This window comes from Bradyrhizobium sp. 14AA (assembly GCF_054185205.1).
On the sequence record NZ_JAVAYM010000011.1, the window covers coordinates 93,041 to 112,907 of the forward strand.

The 19,867-nt window shown below is 65.0% G+C and carries 18 protein-coding genes; 7 read left to right on the forward strand and 11 right to left on the reverse strand.

The annotated features are described in order from the left end of the window. The 6 genes from RAD15_RS20790 to RAD15_RS20815 form a co-directional block, all read right to left on the reverse strand. The gene (locus RAD15_RS20790; protein WP_458180018.1) at positions 1-705 is read right to left on the reverse strand and encodes an ABC transporter ATP-binding protein; all 705 of its coding nucleotides are present in this window, start codon (positions 703-705) and stop codon (positions 1-3) included. Continuing rightward, on the reverse strand, positions 689-1,420 hold the full coding sequence (locus tag RAD15_RS20795; protein ID WP_458180019.1) for an ABC transporter ATP-binding protein: 732 nt from the start codon (positions 1,418-1,420) through the stop codon (positions 689-691). Before RAD15_RS20795 ends, RAD15_RS20790 begins: the two co-directional genes overlap by 17 nt. Continuing rightward, positions 1,417-2,400 (reverse strand): branched-chain amino acid ABC transporter permease, encoded by a 984-nt coding sequence (locus tag RAD15_RS20800; RefSeq protein WP_458180020.1) that lies wholly within the window; start codon positions 2,398-2,400, stop codon positions 1,417-1,419. Before RAD15_RS20800 ends, RAD15_RS20795 begins: the two co-directional genes overlap by 4 nt. Next, positions 2,400-3,278: a branched-chain amino acid ABC transporter permease gene (locus RAD15_RS20805; protein WP_458180021.1), complete on the reverse strand. Its 879-nt coding sequence runs from the start codon at positions 3,276-3,278 to the stop codon at positions 2,400-2,402. Before RAD15_RS20805 ends, RAD15_RS20800 begins: the two co-directional genes overlap by 1 nt. A gap of 207 nt (positions 3,279-3,485) precedes the next feature. Beyond that, positions 3,486-4,730 carry an ABC transporter substrate-binding protein gene (locus tag RAD15_RS20810; RefSeq protein WP_458180022.1) on the reverse strand — a complete coding sequence of 415 codons (1,245 nt, stop codon included), beginning with the start codon at positions 4,728-4,730 and terminating at the stop codon, positions 3,486-3,488. An 89-nt stretch (positions 4,731-4,819) separates the two neighbouring features. Continuing rightward, positions 4,820-5,635, reverse strand: coding sequence for a putative hydro-lyase (locus RAD15_RS20815; protein ID WP_458180023.1), 816 nt, complete (start codon positions 5,633-5,635; stop codon positions 4,820-4,822). A 119-nt stretch (positions 5,636-5,754) separates the two neighbouring features. Here RAD15_RS20815 and RAD15_RS20820 point away from each other — a divergent pair, with 119 nt between their 5' ends. The 5 genes from RAD15_RS20820 (at position 5,755) to RAD15_RS20840 (ending at position 10,823) form a co-directional block, all read left to right on the forward strand. Continuing rightward, a complete protein-coding gene (locus tag RAD15_RS20820; protein ID WP_458180024.1) occupies positions 5,755-6,672 on the forward strand; it encodes a LysR family transcriptional regulator in 918 nt (305 codons plus the stop codon). 81 nt (positions 6,673-6,753) lie between these two features. Beyond that, the gene (locus tag RAD15_RS20825) at positions 6,754-8,004 is read left to right on the forward strand and encodes an allantoate amidohydrolase (RefSeq protein WP_458180025.1); all 1,251 of its coding nucleotides are present in this window, start codon (positions 6,754-6,756) and stop codon (positions 8,002-8,004) included. Between the two features lie 12 nt (positions 8,005-8,016). Then, positions 8,017-8,928 (forward strand): NAD(P)-dependent oxidoreductase, encoded by a 912-nt coding sequence (locus RAD15_RS20830; protein WP_458180026.1) that lies wholly within the window; start codon positions 8,017-8,019, stop codon positions 8,926-8,928. 11 nt (positions 8,929-8,939) lie between these two features. Then, positions 8,940-10,013, forward strand: a complete 1,074-nt coding sequence (locus tag RAD15_RS20835; RefSeq protein ID WP_458180028.1) for a malate/lactate/ureidoglycolate dehydrogenase — start codon at positions 8,940-8,942, stop codon at positions 10,011-10,013. Positions 10,014-10,181: 168 nt separating this feature from the next. Further along, a complete protein-coding gene (locus tag RAD15_RS20840) occupies positions 10,182-10,823 on the forward strand; it encodes a suppressor of fused domain protein (RefSeq protein WP_458180029.1) in 642 nt (213 codons plus the stop codon). A gap of 193 nt (positions 10,824-11,016) precedes the next feature. Here RAD15_RS20840 and RAD15_RS20845 read toward each other — a convergent pair whose 3' ends face one another. Further along, positions 11,017-12,090 (reverse strand): tartrate dehydrogenase, encoded by a 1,074-nt coding sequence (locus RAD15_RS20845; protein ID WP_458180030.1) that lies wholly within the window; start codon positions 12,088-12,090, stop codon positions 11,017-11,019. Positions 12,091-12,245: 155 nt separating this feature from the next. On the opposite strand from RAD15_RS20845, the gene RAD15_RS20850 reads away from it, so the two are divergent. Both RAD15_RS20850 and RAD15_RS20855 read left to right on the forward strand, forming a co-directional pair. Then, a complete protein-coding gene (locus tag RAD15_RS20850; protein WP_458180031.1) occupies positions 12,246-13,022 on the forward strand; it encodes an SDR family oxidoreductase in 777 nt (258 codons plus the stop codon). Positions 13,023-13,167: 145 nt separating this feature from the next. Beyond that, a complete protein-coding gene (locus tag RAD15_RS20855; RefSeq protein WP_458180032.1) occupies positions 13,168-14,586 on the forward strand; it encodes an amidase in 1,419 nt (472 codons plus the stop codon). A gap of 61 nt (positions 14,587-14,647) precedes the next feature. Here the strand turns inward: RAD15_RS20855 and RAD15_RS20860 are convergent, their stop codons facing one another. The 4 genes from RAD15_RS20860 to RAD15_RS20875 all read right to left on the reverse strand — a co-directional run bounded on the left by RAD15_RS20860 (position 14,648) and on the right by RAD15_RS20875 (position 19,839). Continuing rightward, a complete protein-coding gene (locus RAD15_RS20860; RefSeq protein ID WP_458180033.1) occupies positions 14,648-16,885 on the reverse strand; it encodes a molybdopterin cofactor-binding domain-containing protein in 2,238 nt (745 codons plus the stop codon). Positions 16,886-16,897: 12 nt separating this feature from the next. Next, positions 16,898-17,344, reverse strand: a complete 447-nt coding sequence (locus tag RAD15_RS20865; RefSeq protein ID WP_458180034.1) for a (2Fe-2S)-binding protein — start codon at positions 17,342-17,344, stop codon at positions 16,898-16,900. A 192-nt stretch (positions 17,345-17,536) separates the two neighbouring features. Then, entirely contained in the window at positions 17,537-18,649 is a 1,113-nt protein-coding gene (locus tag RAD15_RS20870) for an amino acid ABC transporter permease (RefSeq protein ID WP_458180035.1), read from the reverse strand. Positions 18,650-18,651: 2 nt separating this feature from the next. Beyond that, positions 18,652-19,839: an amino acid ABC transporter permease gene (locus RAD15_RS20875; protein ID WP_458180036.1), complete on the reverse strand. Its 1,188-nt coding sequence runs from the start codon at positions 19,837-19,839 to the stop codon at positions 18,652-18,654. Positions 19,840-19,867: the final 28 nt, after the last annotated feature.

Below are 19,867 nucleotides of genomic sequence, written 5' to 3' on the forward strand. Positions count from 1 at the left end.
CTACAGCCCCAGATACGCTTTCCTCACATCCGGATTGCCCCTGATCTCGGCTGCCGGCCCCTGCATCAGCACGCGGCCGGTTTGCAGGATGTAGGCGCGGTCGGCGATCTCCAGGCACTCGGCCATGCGCTGCTCGACAATCAGGACGGTCATGCCGGCGTCGCGGATGCGTTTCACCGCCTGGAAGATCTCGTCGACCAGTTTCGGCATGATGCCCTGCGAGGGCTCGTCCAGCATCAAGAGTCGCGGGCGCGTCATCAGCGCGCGGCCGATCGCGAGCATCTGCTGCTCGCCGCCGGAGAGCGTTTCGGCGCGTTGCTCCAGACGCTCGGACAGGCGAGGGAACAGCTGGAAGACGAGATCGAGCGGTCCTTCGCGGTTCGCCTCACCGCGGTAGAGATAGCTGCCGAGGCGGAGATTGTCGCGCACGGACAAACGCGGGAACAGGCGGCGGTTCTCCGGCACATAGGCGATGCCGGTGGCGGTGATGTGGTGTTGCGCCATGCCGTCGAGCCGCTTGCCGTCGAACGTCACCGTGCCGGAACGCGGGCGCTCGGCGCCGGCGATGGACTTGAGCAGCGTCGACTTGCCCGCGCCGTTGGCGCCGGCGACGCAGACGATCTCGCCCTTCTGGACCTCGATCGAGACCGCGGAGATCGCGACCAGGCCCTGATATGCGGTCGTGACTTCATGCACCGACAGCATGACGATCTCCCAGATATGCCTTGATCACCTTGGGATCGCGGACGACGTCGGCAGGCTTGCCCTCGACCAGCACCTTGCCGAGATCGAGCACGATGGCGCGATCCACCAGCGGCATCACGATCTCCATGACATGCTCGACCATCAACACGGTGATGCCGGCATCGCGCACCTTGCGTACCAGGGCCACACCGGTCTGCGCCTCGGTCGGCGTCAGGCCGGTGAGGACTTCGTCGAGCAGCAGCAGTTTCGGTTCGGTCGCAAGCGCACGGGCGACTTCGAGGCGCCGCTTCTCGGCCGGCACGAGGTCACTCGCGAGCACGTCCGCACGTGCGGCAAGGCCGGTGAACTCCAGTACCTCATGCGCCTTGCGGCGTGCCTCGCGCATCACCGTGTTGCGCACGAGCGCGCCGACGATGACGTTGTCGATGACCGTCATCGTCTCGAAACTCTTGACCACCTGGAAAGTGCGACCGACGCCGCGCTGGCAGCGTTCGGCCGCTGGCATGCGGGTGACATCCTCGCCGTCGAACCAGATCGAGCCTTGCGTCGGCGGCAGCACGCCGGCGATGAGATTGAACAGCGTCGACTTGCCGGCGCCGTTCGGACCGATCAGGCCGACGATCTCGCCGCGCCCGACGGAGATCGAGACGTCGCTGTTGGCGACGAGGCCGCCGAAACGTTGCCAGACGCCGCGGGTTTCGAGGAGCGCGGTCATCGCGAGGACCCCTTTGCCTTTGTGCGTGAGAACAGGCTCACCAAACCTTGCGGCAGGGCCAGCGAGATCGCCACGATCAGCCCGCCATAGACGATGAGGTCGACGCCGCGGCCGGAGCCGCCGATATAGGAGCGTGTCAGTTCCGTCATCGGGATCAGGATGGCCGCGCCAAGCACCGGGCCCCAGAGGGTACCGATGCCGCCGAGCACGGCCGGCAGCGCCATCAGCAGCGAGAACTGGAAGCCCATGACGCTCTCAGGATCGATATAGGCGAGAAACTGCGCGTAGAAGGCGCCGCCGATCGCGACGAGGAAGGCGGAGACGGCGGCAGCGCCCATCTTGGAGTTGAACACGACCACACCGAGGCTCTCGGCCGCTTCCGGATTGTCCTTCACCGCGCGCCACCAGAAGCCCCATTTGGAGTCCTCCAACCACCAGGTGACGAACCAGGCGAGGCTGCACAGCACCAGCGCGAAATAGAAGTAAGGCAGCTTGCTGCGCATGAACTGGAATTTCAGCCAGCTGTCGCCGCGCACCGGAATGGTGATGCCCATCGCAGCCCCTGCCCATTCCCAGTTCTGGAACAGCAGCAGACCAATTTCCGCGATGACGATGGTCGCGATCACGAAGTAATGGCCGCGCAGGCGGAAGAAGGGATAGCCGAGCCCCATCGCGATGACGGCCGCGATCACGCCGCCGGCGAGCATGCCGAACCAGGGCAGCACGCCGAACTTCGTGAACAGAAGCTCAGTGGTATAGGCGCCGATGCCGAAATAGAGCGCGTGTCCAAGCGATATCTGTCCGCAATAGCCGGAGAGGATGTTCCAGCTCTGCGACAGCGCCGCATACATCAGGGTCAGGATCAGGATGTTCTGGACGTAGACGTCCTTGATGAACAGCGGCGCAAGCGCTGCGAGCCCGGCCAGGACGGCGGCGATGATGAGGTCGCGGCGGCGCCGCGCGGCAAAAGTCTTGTCCATCACATCGACCCGAACAGGCCACGCGGCCGGATGAAGACCACGAGCAGGTAGACGGCGTAGATGCCGACCGATTTCAGCGACGGCGGCAGCACCAGGGCGGTCACCGCCTCGACCAGGCCGACGATGATGCCGCCGGCGAAGGCGCCGAACACGCTGCCGAAGCCGCCGAGCGCCACCGTGACATAGGCGATCAGCGCAAAGGAGGCACCGACGTCGGGATAGATGTAGAAGAACACCGCCATGATTGCGCCGGCAAGGCCGACTAGCCCGGCGCCAAGACCCCAACCGAATGCGAACACGCGGTTCTTGTCGATGCCGACGAGCGCGACGGCACCGGGATCTTCACGCGTGGCTTCCAGCGCGCGGCCGAAGTCGGTGCGGTGGATGAAAAAGTAGAGGCCCCCGAAAGCGGCGATCGAGACCGCCGCGCCGATCAGCTGCGGCTCCGGCAAGAAGATGCCGGCGATCGAGATGGTTTTGCCGCCGGCCCAGGACTGCGGAATGCTGCGATAGTCCGGCGTGAAGAAGTATTGCGCGAGGCCGCGCATCACGATCGCAAGGCCGAAGGTGGTGAAGATCTGCACCATGCCGGCGTTGGCCTTGGCCCGCATGGCGAAGCGTACGAGCAGCAGATAGACCACAGCTCCGAACACGAACATCGCCGCTGCGACCAGCGGCGCTGACAGCAAGGGGTCAATGGCGAAGAAGGCGAACAGGAAGAAAGACAGATACATCGCGATCATCAGGAACTCGCCATGGGCGAAGTTCGTGACGTCCATCAGGCCGAAGATCAGCGCAAGGCCGACCGCGATCAGCCCATAGAGCAGGCCCATGAGAAGGCCGCTCGCGAGACTCTGGATAATGGCTTGGGCTGTCACCTCTAGTCCCCCGTACGAAACGTCATCGTTACGCCGTCATTGCGAGCGAAGCGAAGCAATCCAGAAATGTTTCCAAGGAAGCAGTCTGGATTGCTTCGTCGCCAGCGCAAGATTGCTTCGCAATCTTGTCGCGGGCTCCTCGCAATGACGGTGCGGGAGCTTGATTCTCCCGCCCCTCACGGCGCTTGGTCCCAACCGCAGCAGCGCTTACTTCATCGGCCAGATCGCTTCGGCGATCGCGGCCTGCGGTGGGAAGATGGTGACGAACTTGCCGCCGATATATTGCAACAGCACCGGATCGGCGTCGTTGTTCTGGCCCATCTCGTCGAACTTGACGCGCTTCCAGGGCATGATGGTCTGCTCGCCCGGGATGTCGGTCGCGGCCAGCGCGTCGCGGATCTTCTCGCCGTCGGTCGACTTGGCGCGGCTGATCGCATCCGCGAGAATGATCAGTCCCATGAACTGGCGCGAGGTGAGGTCGTTGAAGTCCTTGCCCGACCGCGCCTTGAACATCTCGTTGATCTTGCCGACCATCGGGCGCTTCTGCGCGAGGTCGAGCGAGAAGGTGCCGCGCGAGATCACGCCTTCGAGCTTGTCGCCGACGGCGTCGTAGAGCGCCTTCTCGGAGAAGCCGGCGTCCTGCGCCACGATCGCGTTCGGCTTGTAGCCGAGTTCGGCCATGGTCTTGACCAGCAGGATGCCGTCGGTGGTGTAGCTCGAGGGCATCAGCACGTCGGCGTTGGCGGTCTTGAGCTGCTGCACCTCGGCCGAGAGCGAGGGCGAGTTGGCGCGATACTTGATGTCGGTGACGATCTTGTAGCCGCGCTCGCCGGCGATCTTGGCCTGGGCGTTGCCGGAATCGGTGCCGAAGATGGTGTCCTCGTGGAACAGCGACAGCGTCTCGATCTTGGTGCCCTTCTTCTTCAACGCGTCGAAGAAGTCGAACATCGCGGCCGAATACATCTCGTCATGCGGCGCGGCGCGGAAATAATACTTCAGGCCGCGGCGATGCAGGCTCGGCGAGGAGTTGTCGGCGGACACGAACGGGATCTGGTAGCGTTCGCAGATCTGGCTGACGGTGACGGCCACGGCGCTCTGATAGGTGCCGATGATGGCGGCAACCTTCTCCTGCGTGATCAGGCGCTCGGCCTCGGCGCGGCCCTTCTGCGGATCGGCCTGGTGATCGGCGAACACGAGGCGCACCTTGGCGCCGCCGAGGCCCGGCAGGCCCTCGCCCTTCGCCAGCGGCAGGTCGAAATCGGTGTCCTTGTTGATGACCTCGAGCGCGGTCTCATAAGCCTTCTGCGCGTCGACGCCCTGCTGGGCGCTGCCGCCGGAGAACGGATAGATGACGCCGATCACGACTTCCGACGTCTGCGCGCGCGCTGCCAGCGGCACAAGCGCAGCAGTCGCGGTGGCTCCCAACAACACGTCGCGGCGAGTGATCGTCATGGCAAAGTCCCCTGTTACTGAATTTCGGCTGATCGAATGAAGCGATTGATGGATGCGGTAAAGCCCGAAGAAGCAGCATACGCTGCCCACTAAATCACGGCCATGGTCCTGTTCTTGAGATCCGTCACCAGCATCAGGCCAGGCGAATGCGTGATCGCGAACGGGAGCTTCGCGGCGTTGATGACCGATTGCGGCGTCACGCCGCAGGCCCAGAACACCGGAATCTCGTCGGCGGCGACCGGCACCGGATCGCCGTAATCCGGCTTGGCGATGTCCTTGATGCCGATCAGATGCGGATGGCCGAGATGCACCGGCGCACCGTGCACCGCGGGATAGCGCGAGGTGATCTGCACCGCGCGGATCGCGTCCGCCGGCTTGAACGGACGCATCGACACCACCATGGGGCCGGCGAACGGACCTGCCTCGCCGCAGGCGATGTTGGTGCGATACATCGGCACGCGCACATTGTGCTCGATGTGGCGGATCGGCATGCCCTCGTCGAGCAGGGCTTCCTCGAACGAGAAGGAGCAGCCGAGCACGAAGGTCACGAGATCGTCGCGCCAGTATTTCGTGACGTCGGTCGGCTCGTCGACCACCTCGCCGTCACGCCAGACGCGGTAGCGTGGCACGTCGGTGCGGATGTCGAGATCGGCGCCGAGCGCCGGGATATGCGGGCTGCCGACATCGGACATGCCGATGATCGGGCACGGCTTCGGATTGAGCTGGCAGAAGCGGTGGAAGGCGCCGGCATATTCGGCCGGCAGGATCGCCAGATTGCCCTGGACGAAGCCGGGCGCGACGCCGGCGGTGGAAGCAACCAGTCCATCACGGTAGGCGAGCCGCGCCTTGCGGCTCGGGAGGGCGTCGGGCGTTTCAGTTTGCTGCACTGCCACCAAAACAGTCATGTAATCGACCTGCCTATAAACTCGACAAAGACAGCCAACACCAAGCGTGCTATAAAGTCTAATCGTCCTTTCTAATCGATATCGATAAATTTATTTTATCGACGAGGAAAATCCTTCCAATGCTGGACTTCAGGTCGATCGAGACATTCCTCTGGGTTGTGAAACTCGGCAGCTTCCGCGGCGCCGCCGCACGGCTCAACACCACCCAGCCGGCGATCTCCCAGCGCATCGCGCAGCTCGAGCGCGAGATGGGCGTCAAGCTTCTCAACCGCGATCATCGCGTGGCCTCGCCGACACCGAGCGGCCGCCAGATGATGGTCTATGCGGAGAAGCTGATCGGCCTCCGCGCTCAGATGATGGCGGAGATCGGCGACCGTTCGGCGATGCGCGGCGTGATGCGGCTCGGCGTCGCCGAGACCATCGTGCACACCTGGCTGCCGCGGCTCGTGAAGAGCATGAACGAGGTCTATCCGAACCTCTCGCTGGAGATCGAGGTCGACATCACGCCGAACCTCACCGCGCGCCTGCTCGCGCAGGAGATCGAGCTTGCCTTCGTGGTGGGACCGCTGTCGGCCTCCGGCGTGCACAATCGCGTGCTCGCCGATTATCCGATCGGCTTCCTCGCAAGCCCCTCGCTCGGGCTCGGTAACGGCCCGGTGACGCCGGCGGAGCTCGCGCGGTTTCCGATCATCACGTTCCCGCGCAAGACCAAGCCCTACGAGGTCGTGCGCGAGGTGTTCGACCGGCCAGAGCTGCCGCCGATCCGGCTGCATGCCTCCGCCTCGCTCGCGACCGTGATCCACATGGCGGTCGAGGGGCTCGGCATCGCCGTAATCCCCGACGCGATCGTCGAGAACGAGCTTGCCGATGGGCGACTGCAATTGCTCGACACCGATATTGCTATCGCGCCACTGACGTTCACCGCGAGCTGGCTCGCCTCGCCGGACGTCATCGCGGTGGAGCGCGTCGCCGAGCTTGCACGGCAGATTGCGCAGAGCAGCCTCGCGGTTGACGCGCCCGCGCTGGCGCGTCATTGAAAAAGAGCCGGACAACCTTCAACGTCATTCCGGGGCGGCTCGAAGAGCCGAACCCGGAATGACAACTGAGAGACTGACCGCATGAGCCGAGCCGCCACCAATCTGCAAATCGATTCCGCCCGCCTCTGGGGCTCCATCCACGAGACCGCGCAATTCGGCGCGACGGCCAAAGGCGGAGTGCGACGGCTGACACTGAGCAGCGAAGACAAGCAGGTGCGGGACTGGTTCCGTAGGGCATGCGAGGACGCCGGCCTCGAAGTGCACACCGATGCACTTGGCTCACAGTTCGGCCTGCGCAAGGGCCGCGACATGTCGAAGCTGCCCGTCGGCATCGGCTCGCATCTCGACACCCAGCCGACCGGCGGCAAGTACGATGGCATCCTGGGGACGCTCGGCGCGCTGGAGGTGATCCGTACGCTGAACGACGCCGGTATCGAGACCGAGGCGCCGATCTGCGTCGTCAACTGGACCAACGAGGAAGGCTCGCGCTTCGCTCCGGCGATGATGGCCTCCGCCGCCTATGTCGGCGATTTCACCACCGACGACATTTTGTCGCGCAAGGATATCGAAGGCACGACCGTCGGCCAGGCGCTCGACAGCATCGGCTATCGCGGCGACAAGCCCGTCGGATTCCAGAAGCTCGGCTGCTTCGTCGAATTGCACATCGAGCAAGGACCGATCCTGGAAGCCGAAGGCAAGACCATCGGCGTGGTCGATTCCGGCCAGGGCGTGCTCTGGTACGACGGCAAGATTTCCGGCTTCGAGAGCCATGCGGGCTCCACCCCGATGCCGCTGCGGCGCGATGCGCTGGCGACGCTGTCGGAGATCGTGCTGGCGATGGAGGCGATCGCCAGGAAGCATGGCCCGAACGCGGTCGGCACCATCGGCGAGGCCGTGATCGCCAATCCCTCGCGCAACGTCATCCCCGGCGAGATCGCCTTCACCATGGATTGCCGCAGCGCGGACGGTGCCATCATGGACGCGCTCGACCGCGACCTGCGCGCCGCGATTACGGAGATCGCCGCGCGCCGCAAGGTCGAGGTCAAGATCGATCTGGTCTGGCGCAAGCCGCCGACGCATTTCGATCCCAAGCTCATCGCAGCAGTCGAGAACGCCGCGAAGACGCTCGGCTACTCCTCCCGCCGCATCACCTCCGGCGCCGGCCACGACGCCTGCAACCTCAACACCGTCATGCCGGCGGCAATGGTGTTCGTGCCCTGCAAGGACGGCATCAGCCACAACGAGCTGGAGGACGCCACGCAGCCCGACTGCGCCGCGGGCACCAACGTGCTGATGCATACCGTGCTGGCGATCGCCGGCGTCGCGTCCTGACCGGAGTGAACCATGCGCGGAGTTTTCGTCGACGCCAACGAAGCCCTCGCCGTGATCATGGAGCGGCTGGAGAAGCCTGATGACCCGGAGGTGCGGATCCACCGGGATCCCGACATCAAGCCGGAGCAATACCCGGAAATCCTTGATGGCGCCGAGATCGCGATCGTCGATCACACGGCGCTGCCGACCGAGGTTGCGAAGAAGTGCGCAGGCCTCAGGCACGTCGTGTTCCTCGGCACCGGCGCGCGCAGCTACATGAATCCGGAAGAGCTCGCCGAGCTCGGCATCTCCGTGCACCTGATCAAGGGCTACGGCGACACGGCGGTCGCGGAATCCGCGATCGCGCTGATGTGGGCCTCGGCCCGCGTCATCGCGATGATGGACCGCGAGATGCGCGCCGGAAGCTGGCTGCGCGAGGACGGCATGCAGCTCACCGGCAAGACCCTCGGCCTGATCGGCTTCGGCGGCATCGCCGCCGAGGTCGCGCGCATTGCGTCCGGCTCGGGCATGAAGGTGATCGCCTGGAACCGCTCGCCGAAGAGCTATCCGGGCGTCGAGTTCACCGATCTCGACAGCGTTCTGGCGAGAAGCGACGTCGTGTCGCTGCATCTGCTGCTCAACGACGAGACGCGCGGCATGATCACGCGCGAGAAGATCTTTGCGATGAAGCCCGGTGTCATCCTCATCAACACCGCCCGCGCCGCCGTTGTCGACGAGGCCGCCATGATCGACGCCCTGAAGTCGGGTCATATCCGCCATGCCGGCCTTGACGTTTTCAACATCGAGCCCCTGCCGGCGGACCACCCGCTGACAAAGATTCCGAACGTGACGCTGTCGGCGCATTCCGCCTTCCGCACGCCGGAAGCGAGTGAAAACCTGATTGAAGCGGCGTGGGTCCACTGCCGCCGGATCGTGAAAGGATAAGAGCAACAACAATGGCCGACTATCGCACCATCAAGGCAGAGCCGCTCACCAACGCCATCCGTGCCATCGTCAAGGCGGGCGGGTCTACGGACCGCGAAGCCGAGCTCGTGTCCACCAATCTCGTCGAGGCTAATCTCAAGGGCCACGACTCGCACGGCGTCGGCATGATCCCGCGTTATGTCCAGAGCGTCACCAACGGCGGCCTCGCCGTGAACCAGCACGTCAAGATCGTGCTCGACACTGGTCCGCTCCTCACCCTCGACGGCCTCACCGGCTACGGCCAGGTCATCGGCCATGAGGCGATGGAGCTGGCGGCAGAGCGCGCCAAGCGCAACGGCGTTTGCCTCGTCGGACTTTCCAACTCGCACCATATCGGCCGCATCGGCCACTGGGCCGAGCAGTGCATCGACCACGGGCTGGTCTCGATCCACTTCGTCAACGTGATCTCGCGCCCGATCGTGGCGCCCTGGGGCGGCAGCGATGCGCGCCATGGCACCAACCCGTTCTGCGTCGGCATCCCGCGCAAGGGCAAGGAGCCGATCGTGCTCGACTTCGCCACCAGCAGGATCGCGCAGGGCAAGACCCGCGTCGCCCACAACAAGGGCGTCGAACTGGAGCCCGGCACCATCATCGACAATGAAGGCAAGCCGACCACCAACCCGCGCTACACCGTGATCCCGCCGCATGGCGCCATCCTGCCGTTCGGCGAGCACAAGGGCTCGGGGCTCGCGCTGGTGTGCGAAATCCTCGGCGGCGCGCTCTCCGGCGGGCAAGTGGTCAAGGGCCCGTCTGACGGCAAGTACAACGTCCTCAACGGCATGCTCTCGATCATCATCGATCCGAACAAGCTCGGCACCGGCGAAAACCTCGCGCGCGAAGTCGAGAGCTTCGTCGCCTGGCACACCGGCTCACCGCCTGCCCCCGGCGTCGACAAGGTCAAGATCGCCGGCGAGCCCGAGCGCGAGACCAAGAAGAAGCGGCTCGCCGAAGGCATTCCTGTCGATCCGACCACCTGGCAGGAGATTCTTGAGGCCGGGAAGAAGTTCGGGCTGGATCAGACAGCGATCGAGAAGATCGTGGGCTGATCGAGAACGAGGCGCGGCTCTTCGCGTCGTTCTGACCTCATGGACGCTCGCGCACGGGAGACTGGACAGCAGCGAAGAGTTGCCGAGTCTGTAAGGCGGATTTGAACCAGCCCGGGCCGCCTTGCGACAACGCGGATATCCCGGCTCACATCCGCCCCCGAGGTTCACATGCTCTCCCGTCTCGCAAAGTTCATGTCCGGTTCGAGTCAGCCGTCACCCGCAGCCGACCTCTACCGGCAACGGCTCGCCATCTATGAGAGCGAGCTTGGCGAGCCTGAGCACAGCTTCACGGACAGTGCGGAGCGCCGCATCGACATCCACGCCTTTGGCCGCGATTTCGTGCCGGTGTGCGAAGAAGGATCCGACGAAGGCTACGTGCTTCTGACCAACGGCATGAGCGAGCAACGGATGCCGGGGGTGCATGGGGACGCAAAGCCGCGTGCCGAGCTGATGTGGTATGTCCGCGAACCGACAGAGGAGGTTTGCGCCAATCTGCGCTGGCTGGCCAATCTGCCGTTCATCGACACCACCTGGTTCGGCTTCGGCCACCGGGTGGCGTTGCCGAGACCGCCGGTCGCAGGAACGGACTTCCAGACTTTTCTGTTTCTCACGCCGATCATCGGCCCGGACAAGTGCGTCGCCGAAGCGCTGGAGATTGCGGGCGATCCCGTGGAGATTTTGACCGTGAACCTGATCTCGCATCAGGAGCTCGCGCTGATCAAGTCCAGGGGGCTAGACCCGCTTCTCGATCTGCTCGACGAGAACGACTATCCGCCGATCTTCGATCCGGCGCGGAAGTCTTACGTATAGGGCGGGCCAAAAAACCGCTGCCCTTTCCTTCTCCCCCTGTGGGAGAAGGTGGCGCGAAGCGCCGGATGAGGGGTTCTCTCCGCAAGCAATTTTGCGACTGATAGGTCTGGGATCCGCAGAGACCCCTCACCCGTCTCGCCGCTACGCGGCGAGCCACCCTCTCCCACAAGGGGAGAGGGGAAGATCGACCGCCCTAATCCACCATATCCGCGACCGCCTTGCCGCAGGCGGTCGTGTCGGCGTTGCCGCCGAGGTCCTTGGTGCGCAGCGTGCGTTCGGCCAGCGTGCGCTCGATCGCATCGACGATCGACTTGCCGGCGACCTTCTCGCCGAGATGCTCGAGCATCATCGCACCTGACCAGATCGCGCCGATGGGGTTCGCAATTCCCTGCCCTGCGATATCAGGCGCCGAGCCATGCACCGGCTCGAACACCGAGGGAAAATCGCCGTCGGGATTGATGTTGCCTGACGGCGCGATGCCGATCGTGCCGGTGCAGGCGGGGCCGAGGTCGGACAGGATGTCGCCGAACAGATTGGAGCCGACCACGACGTCGAACCAGTCCGGATGCAGCACGAAGTTCGCGGTCAAAATGTCGATGTGGTACTTGTCCCACTTCACACCCGGAAACTTCTTTGCCATCGCCTCCACGCGCTCGTCCCAATAGGGCATCGTGATGGAGATGCCGTTGGACTTGGTCGCGGAGGTCAGGTGTTTCTTCGGCCGCGACTGGGCGAGCTCGAAAGCGAATTTCAGGATGCGATCGACGCCGGTACGGGTCATCACCGTCTGCTGTGTCACGAACTCGCGGTCGGTGTCGGGGAACATGCGGCCGCCGACGGAGGAGTACTCGCCTTCCGTGTTCTCGCGCACCACCCAGAAATCGATATCGCCGGGCTTGCGGTTCGCCAGCGGCGACGGCACGCCGGGCATCAGCCGCACCGGGCGCAAATTCACATACTGGTCGAACTCACGGCGAAACTTGATCAGCGAGCCCCACAGCGAGACGTGATCCGGAATCTTCGCCGGCCAGCCGACCGCGCCGAAATAGATGGCATCGTGCTTGCCGATCTTGTCCTTCCAGTCATCAGGCATCATCTGGCCGTGCTTCTCGTAATAGTCCCAGGACGAGAAGTCGAAATGATCGAAATGCAGGGACACGCCGTGCTTCTTCGCCGCCGTCTCCAGAACGCGCAGGCCCTCGGGCATCACTTCCTTGCCGATGCCGTCGCCGGGAATGACCGCAATCCGGTATTGTTTCTTGCTCATCGAGAACGTCCTTGGTTGGTCCGGCAGCTGCCGCCTTTCGATCGCACTGCAATGGACCAAACGCGGCGGCAGTGCAACGCTGCACTGCAATGTTGACCATGGCGCCGCCGACCGCCTACTGATTTCATCCTGTTCCCACCGAGCGAGTAACTCCCATGGATCTGCATCTGCGTGGCAAGCGCGTCCTGATCACGGGTGCGTCCAAAGGCATTGGAGCAGCCGCCGCCGAGGCGTTTGCCGAGGAAGGTGCGCATCTCCTGCTCGCAGCCCGCAGCGGCGACCAGCTCAAGGCGCTGGCCGAACGCCTGCGATCCGCGCACCAGATCGATGCCGCGACGAGCATTGTCGATCTGCGCAATCCTGCGGATTTGGCGCGGCTCGCCAAGGAAGCCGCCGACATCGACGTGCTCGTCAACAATGCCGGCGACATCCCCGGCGGCTCCATCGACAAGATCGACGAAGCGGCCTGGCGGCACGCCTGGGAATTGAAAGTGTTCGGCTACATCAACCTGACGCGGCAGATCTACGCGCAGATGAAGGCGAAAGGCGGCGGCGTCATCGTCAACGACATCGGCGCGGCCGGCGAGAAATTCGACGCCAACTACATCTGCGGCAGCGCGGGCAATGCCGCGCTGATGGCCTTCACCCGCGCGCTCGGCGGCAAGAGCCTGGCCGACAACATCCGCGTGGTCGGCATCAATCCCGGCCCTGTCGGCACCGATCGACACGTCACCCTGCTCAAGACGCGGGCAAAGGACCAGTTCGGCGACGAGGGCCGCTACAAGGAATTCCAGAAGAGCCTGCCGCTCGGCCGCCCCGCGCATGCGCGGGAAATCGGCGACCTCATGGCGTTCCTGGCGTCGGATCGCGCCGGCTACACGTCGGGGGTGATCTACACGGTCGATGGCGGCATCAGCGCTGGCTGGGGCTAACTGCCCCGGAATTTTAGGCACAGTCGTTCCGGGGCGATGCAAAGCATCGAACTACGGTGCGCAATTGCGCACTTGAGAATCTCGAGATTCCGGGTTCGCCCTTCGGGCGGCCCGGAATGACAATCCAGAGGTAGGAGTAGAATACTTGTCTCAAGACCTGATCCGCGAAACGGCCTGCGCCGTCGTCGACAAGCTGCGCTCCGGCGACGTCTCGCCGCTCGAACTGCTGGACGTGCTGGAGAAGCGCGTCAGCGAGGTCGACGGCAAGGTGAACGCGCTGCCGACGCTGTGCTTCGATCGCGCGCGGACCAATGCGAAAGCAATGATGCAGAAGCCGGCCGGTGCGCGCGGACTGCTCGCAGGCCTGCCGGTGCCGATCAAGGACCTGACCGACGTCGCGGGCGTCCTGAACACACAGGGCTCGCCGATCTTCAGGGATAACATCCCCGCGAAGTCCGACCTCATGGTCGAGAACCTCGAGGCCAATGGCGCGGTCGTCTACGCCAAATCCAACACGCCGGAATTCGGCGCCGGCGCCAACACCTTCAACGAGGTATTCGGCGCCACGCTCAATCCGTGGGACACGACGAAATCGGCGGCGGGCTCGTCCGGCGGCGCGGCCGTGGCGCTCGCCACCGGCATGGCGTGGCTTGCGCAAGGCTCCGACATGGGTGGCAGCTTGCGCAGCCCCGCGGCTTTCTGCGGCGTCGTCGGCATGCGGCCGAGCATCGGCCGTGTCGCGCATACCCCCAAATCGGGTATCGATCGCAATCTCGGCGTCGTCGGCCCGATGGCGCGCAACGTCGAGGATCTCGCGCTGCTGCTGGACGCCATGAGCGGCGACTATGCGGACGATCCGCTGTCGCTGCCGGCACCGGCGACCTCGTTCCTGTCGGCGGCACAGTCGGGCAGGAAGCCGAAGCGCATCGCCTATTCACCCGATCTCGGCATCACGCCTGTTGATCCCGAGGTGAAGGCGATCACGCGCAGGGCGGCGGAACGTTTTGCCGAGGCCGGAGCCGTCGTCGAGGAGGCGCATCCCGATTGGCGCGAGGCCCATGAGTGCTTCCACGTTCTGCGCGCCTTCGATTTCGCGATCACCAAGGCCAATCTGCTACGCACCAAGCGCGACCTGCTCAAGCCCGAAGTGATCTGGAACATCGAGGAGGGCCTCAAGCTCACCGTCGAGCAGCTCGAACGCGCCGAGGCGCAGCGCGTCGGCATGACAGCGCGCGCGGTCGAGTTCTTCAAGAACTACGATCTGTTGCTGACGCCGACCACGATCGTACCGCCCTTCCCGATCGAAAACCGCTATGTCGCCGAATGCGCGGGCAAGAGATTGGACAACTACGTCGAATGGCTCGGCATCGTCTACGCCATCACGCTGGCCTGCTGCCCGTCGCTGTCGCTGCCCTGCGGATTCACGGCGTCTGGCCTGCCGGTCGGCGTGCAGGTCGTCGGCGCACCGCGAAGCGATGCGCAGGTGCTCGCGGGCGCGAAGATGCTGGAGGACATTCTGGACCTGCGCGGCACGACGCCGATCGATCCGAAGGTGAAGAAGTAGGACTCCGTGCCCGGACGGAGCGCAGCAGCGGCATGCGCTGCTGCGCTCCGAAACATCTGCTTTAGGTAGCCCCGAATTTCATCTTCGACAGCGGCAAGCTGCGGACACGCTGGCCGGTCAAGGCAGACACGGCATTCGCGACCGCCGGCGGCACGCCGGGCAGGCCCGGCTCACCGATGCCGCCCATCGGCGCGCCGCTTTCGACGATACGCACATGAACGCGCGGCATGCGGTCCGGCGGCAGGATCGGATAGCCGTCGAAGTTGCGTGCCTGCGGCATGCCCTTGGCATAGACGACTTCCTCCAGCAGCGCCGAGGACAGGCCGAGCGCGACGGCCGAATTGACCTGCGCCTCGATGATGCCGGGATTGACGATGCGACCCGGATCGATCGCAACCCAGACGTCGTGCACGGTGACCATGCCGCTCTTCAGCGACACCTCCGCGATGGTCGCGACCTCGCTGCCGAACGGTGAGGCCATGGCGACGCCGCGCGCACGCTTGCCGCCGTCGGCCGCCGTGAACGGACCGCGCTTCCAGCCGCCCGAGAGATCGGCGACCGCCTGAAGCAGCGCCTTGTGGCGCGGCTTGTCCGCCAGCAGACGCAGCCGCAGATCATAGGGATCCTGTTGACCGGCGTCGGCGACCTCGTCGAAGAACGTCTCGTAGAAGAAGTCGTTCATGGAGTGGCCGACCGAGCGCCAGAAGCCGATGATGGCGGGATCATCGACAAGCACATGGGCAACGTGGCGATTGGGGATGGCGTAGGGCTTTCCGGAGATGCCCTCGACCGCCGAGCCATCAGCCACATCCGGCATGCGGCCGAACCAGCGATCGCGGGGACCTTCACCGACGGCCTCAGCCTCCAGCGCCACCGGCAATCCCCTGGCGTCGAGGCCGGCGCGGAAGCGGACAAAGCCCATCGGCCGCAGCGCGTCGCGCAGGAACTCTTCCTCGCGGCTCCAGATCAGCTTGACCGGCCGCCCGACCGCCTTGGACAGCAGGATCGCCTGCGGGAACGGGTTGGCGGTCTCGTAGATGAAGTGGCGGCCGAAGAAGCCGCCGAGCATCGGCGAATGGATTTTGACCTTCTCCGGCGCAATGCCGGCGGCCTTGGCGGCGAGCACCTGGAACATTTCGGGGGCCTGGTTGGGCACCCAGAGATCGAGCGTTCCGTCCTCGTTCCAGCGCGCCAGCGCCGAGGGTGGCTCGAGCTGGCCATGAGCGAGATAGGGCGCGTCGTAGGTCGCGGTGACGGTCTTCGCAGCGCTCTTCAGCGTGGCGGCGGCATCGCCGACCGTCTCCGCGGCAATGCCCGGCCCCGGCGTGGCCGCGAGTTGCGTCTTTCGTCCCTCCGACGAGAAGTCCGAGGACATCGCGCGGCGCGTCCCCGGCGCCGCGTCGGTCCACGTCACCTGCAACGTCTCCACCGCGCGGCGCGCGCGCCACCAGCGGTCGGCGACGACAGCGACGGCGCCGGGCAGACGATGGATCGAATGCACGCCCGGCATCGCCGTCACCTCCGTCTCGTTGGCGAAGGCGCCGGGCTCCAGATCGAGGCGCGGTGCGTGCTGAACGGCGGCGCGCAGCATGCCATCGACCTGCATGTCGATCGCATAGGCGGCCTTGCCGATCGATTTGTCGCGCACGTCGAGACGCGCCACCGGCTTGCCGATCCAGCGGAAATCCTTCTCCGCGCGCAACGCGACGTCCTCGGGCACCGGCAGGGCGGCAGCATCCGCGGCAAGCACGCCATAGTCGAGTGTGCGACCCGACGCGGCATGGCGCACGCGGCCAGGCTCCGTCGACAGGCTTGCCACCGGCACTTTCAGGCGGGAGGCGGCCGCCTGGAGCAGCATCTGTCGCGCGGACGCGCCGACGCGACGCATGGTCTGGTAGCTCGATCGCACCGAAAAGCTGCCGCCGGTGAAGCGGCGGCCGCCGACCACCTGATAGTCGGATCCGGGCGGCGCGCATTCCACCGTGAACTTCATGGGGTCGACATCAAGCTCTTCGCCTACGATCTGTGCCATCGCGGTGGAGACGCCCTGCCCGCCCTCGACGAAGGGGCTGCGCAATAGCACGCTGCCGTCGGCACGGATCTCCAGAAAGGCGGAGACGCGCGGTGCTGCCTTCGCCGCCGCGGCGGCGTTCTGCGCCTGCGCGCCTGTGCCGGGCAGGGCCACGCCAAGCACCAGCGCGCCGAGCGAGGCACCCAGGAAGCTGCGGCGCGACAGGTTGGCGGGCTTGCCCTCCGGCAGATCATCCGCGGAAGCGAATTCATGATTCATGCTGTTCATGACCGACGCTCCTCAACCCTGCGCAACCTGCCGCACCGCCGCGGCAATCGCGTTATAGGTGCCGCAACGGCAGAGATTGACCATCGCGGACGCGATGTCCTGTTCGCTGGGCTTCGGGTTCTGCTTCAAGAGCGCGGTCGCCGCCATCACCTGACCGGACTGGCAGTAGCCGCATTGCGGCACCTGATGCGCGACCCAGGCCTCCACCACGCGACGGCCGACGGCATCTTCGGTAACGGCCTCGATCGTGGTGATCTTCTGACCGGCGATACTGCTGGCGGGCGTGACGCAGGAGCGTGTCGGCTGGCCGTCGATCAGCACGGTGCAGGCGCCGCACTGGGCAATGCCGCAGCCATATTTGGTGCCGGTCATGCCGAGTTCGTCCCGGATCACCCACAGCAGCGGCGTATCGTCCTCCGTCTGCACCTGATGGGTCTTGCCGTTGATGATGAGGTCCATGGAAAGCTGCTCCTCGCTTGCCTGGCGGTGCGGCGGACAGCCGCATGCCCAAATCGCCAGGTAAAGCACCTGACAAGCGGCGACATCTAGCGCACGCGCGGCACGCGCATTAGCGGTCCAATCTTGCATGGAGTTATAAGCGTAGCTCATCAATCCCGGGGCAAGGCCGGCGGGGCCCTCCCCGCGCCGGGTTCACCTTGCGAGGGTCGAATGCGCCTCGAGGCTGCGGCTATAGCGCGACATCGCAAAGCAGAAGATGAAATAGATCGCCGCGACGAAGATGTAGACCTCGACCGAAAATTGCTGCCAGGCGGGATCGATGATCGCGGTCTTCGCCGTCGTGAGCAGGTCGAAGATGCCGATGATGAGGACGAGGCTGGTGTCCTTGAAGAACGCGATGAAGGTATTGACCAGCGGCGGGATGACGTGACGGATCGCCTGCGGCAGGACGATCAGCCGGTGCTTGCGCCAATAGGACAGCCCCAGCGCATCGGCGGCTTCATATTGCCCGCGCGGCACGGCCTGGAGGCCGCCACGAATAACCTCTGCGAGATAGGCGCCCGCGAACAGGATGATCGCGATCTGCGCGCGCAGCAGCTTGTCGATGTTGAAGCCACTGGGCATGAACAATGGAAACATCACGCTCGCCATGAACAGCAGACTGACCAGCGGCACGCCGCGGATCAGCTCGACATAAAGCACGCTGAGCGAGCGGATCGCCGGCAGCTTTGAACGCCGGCCAAGCGCGACGAGGATGCCGAGCGGAAAGCCGAAGGCGAGACCGAACGTCGCCAGGATCAACGTCACCGGCAAGCCGCCCCAACGATCCTGCGAGACGAAGGAAAGGCCGAGCACGCCGCCCCACATCAGCACGCTGATCAGCGCCAGCGCCCCGATCCAGAGATAGACCAGCTCGCGTCGCCATAGCGCGCGGCGGGTCGAGAGGTAGTACAGGGCGATGAACAGCACGACCGACAGCGCCGGCCTCCACTGCTCGTCGAACGGATAGGTGCCGAACAGGATGAAGCGGTACTTCTCGGGGATGATCGCCCAGCAGGCGCCAATGCCGCGCGCGGCGCGGCAGGCGCTGGAATCGTTCGCCGGCGTGAGCCAGACCGCATTGGCGATGCCCCACTGCGCGAAGCTGAAGATGCCCTTGGCGAGCACCGCGAGTAGCACGACCGAGAGGATGCCGTTCGGAATCGACGAGAACAGATTGGTGCGCAGCCAGCGCAGCACCGGATTGCCCATCTGCGGGCGACGGGCTGCGCGCGGCACTTCCGGAATATCGGTGATCGCGGTCATGCTCAGCGCTCCACCAGCGCGATGCGCGCATTGTACCAGTTCATGAAGAAGCTGATGCCGAGGCTGATGGTCAAGAACACCGCCATGATTAGCGCGATCGCCTCGATCGCCTGCCCGGTCTGGTTCAGCGTGGTGTTGGCGACCGAAACCACGTCCTGGTAGCCGATCGCGACCGCGAGCGAGGAATTCTTGGTCAGGTTGAGATACTGGCTCGTCATCGGCGGCACGATCACGCGCAGCGCCTGCGGCAGAATGATCTGCCGCAGCATGAAGCTGCGGCGCAGGCCAAGCGCATTGGCGGCATCCCACTGCCCGCGCGGCACCGACTGGATGCCGCTGCGCACGATCTCGGCGATGAAGGCCGAGGTGTAGGTGACGAGCGCGATCAGCAGCGCGAAGTATTCCGGGGCGAGTGTCAATCCGCCGACGAAGTTGAAACCGCGGAGCTCCGGCCACTCGATCGTCCAGGACACGCCGAGCACCAGCGAGACGGCCGCCGGCACCACGACGATGAGGCCGAGTGCAAACGGCCACGCCGGTCGCGGCTTGCCGTCGCGCATCTGCTGGGCGATCAGCGATCGCCGGATGAGATAGAACAGGACAAGCCCGAGCACCGCCGCGCCGAGCACCCAGAGCTGCGTCGGTCCGAACGGGATCGCCGGCAGGATCAGGCCGCGATTGGAGAGGAACACGCCCTCAACGGGCCGCCATGCCGCGCGCGCCGCCGGCAGTGCCTGCATCAGCACGTACCAGAACAGAAGCTGGAGCAGCAGCGGGATGTCGCGGAGCGTTTCGACATAGACGGCGGCAAGCCGCGACAACAGCCAGTTGGCCGACAGCCTGGAGATACCAACCAGCGTGCCGAGGATGGTCGCGAGAACGATACCGATCACCGCGACACGCAAGGTGTTGGCAACGCCGACGACGAAGGCCCAGAGATAGCTGTCCCTCGGATTATAGGCGAGCAGGCTGTCGGCGATCGGCATGCCGGCTTCACGGCCGAGGAAGGCAAAGCCGGTCGTGATGCGGCGGGCCGAGAGATTGGTGACGGTGTTGGACCAGAGGAAGGCGATGACTGCGAGCGCGATCCCGACCACCAGCGCTTGCCAGAACAGGCCTTTCAGCTCGCGTCGCCCGAAGGCGCCGAACAAGCGGCGTCGCGGCGGCGCTCTCGGCGCGTCTGATGTCACGGCACAAAAATCCTTCTCAAAAAGCAAC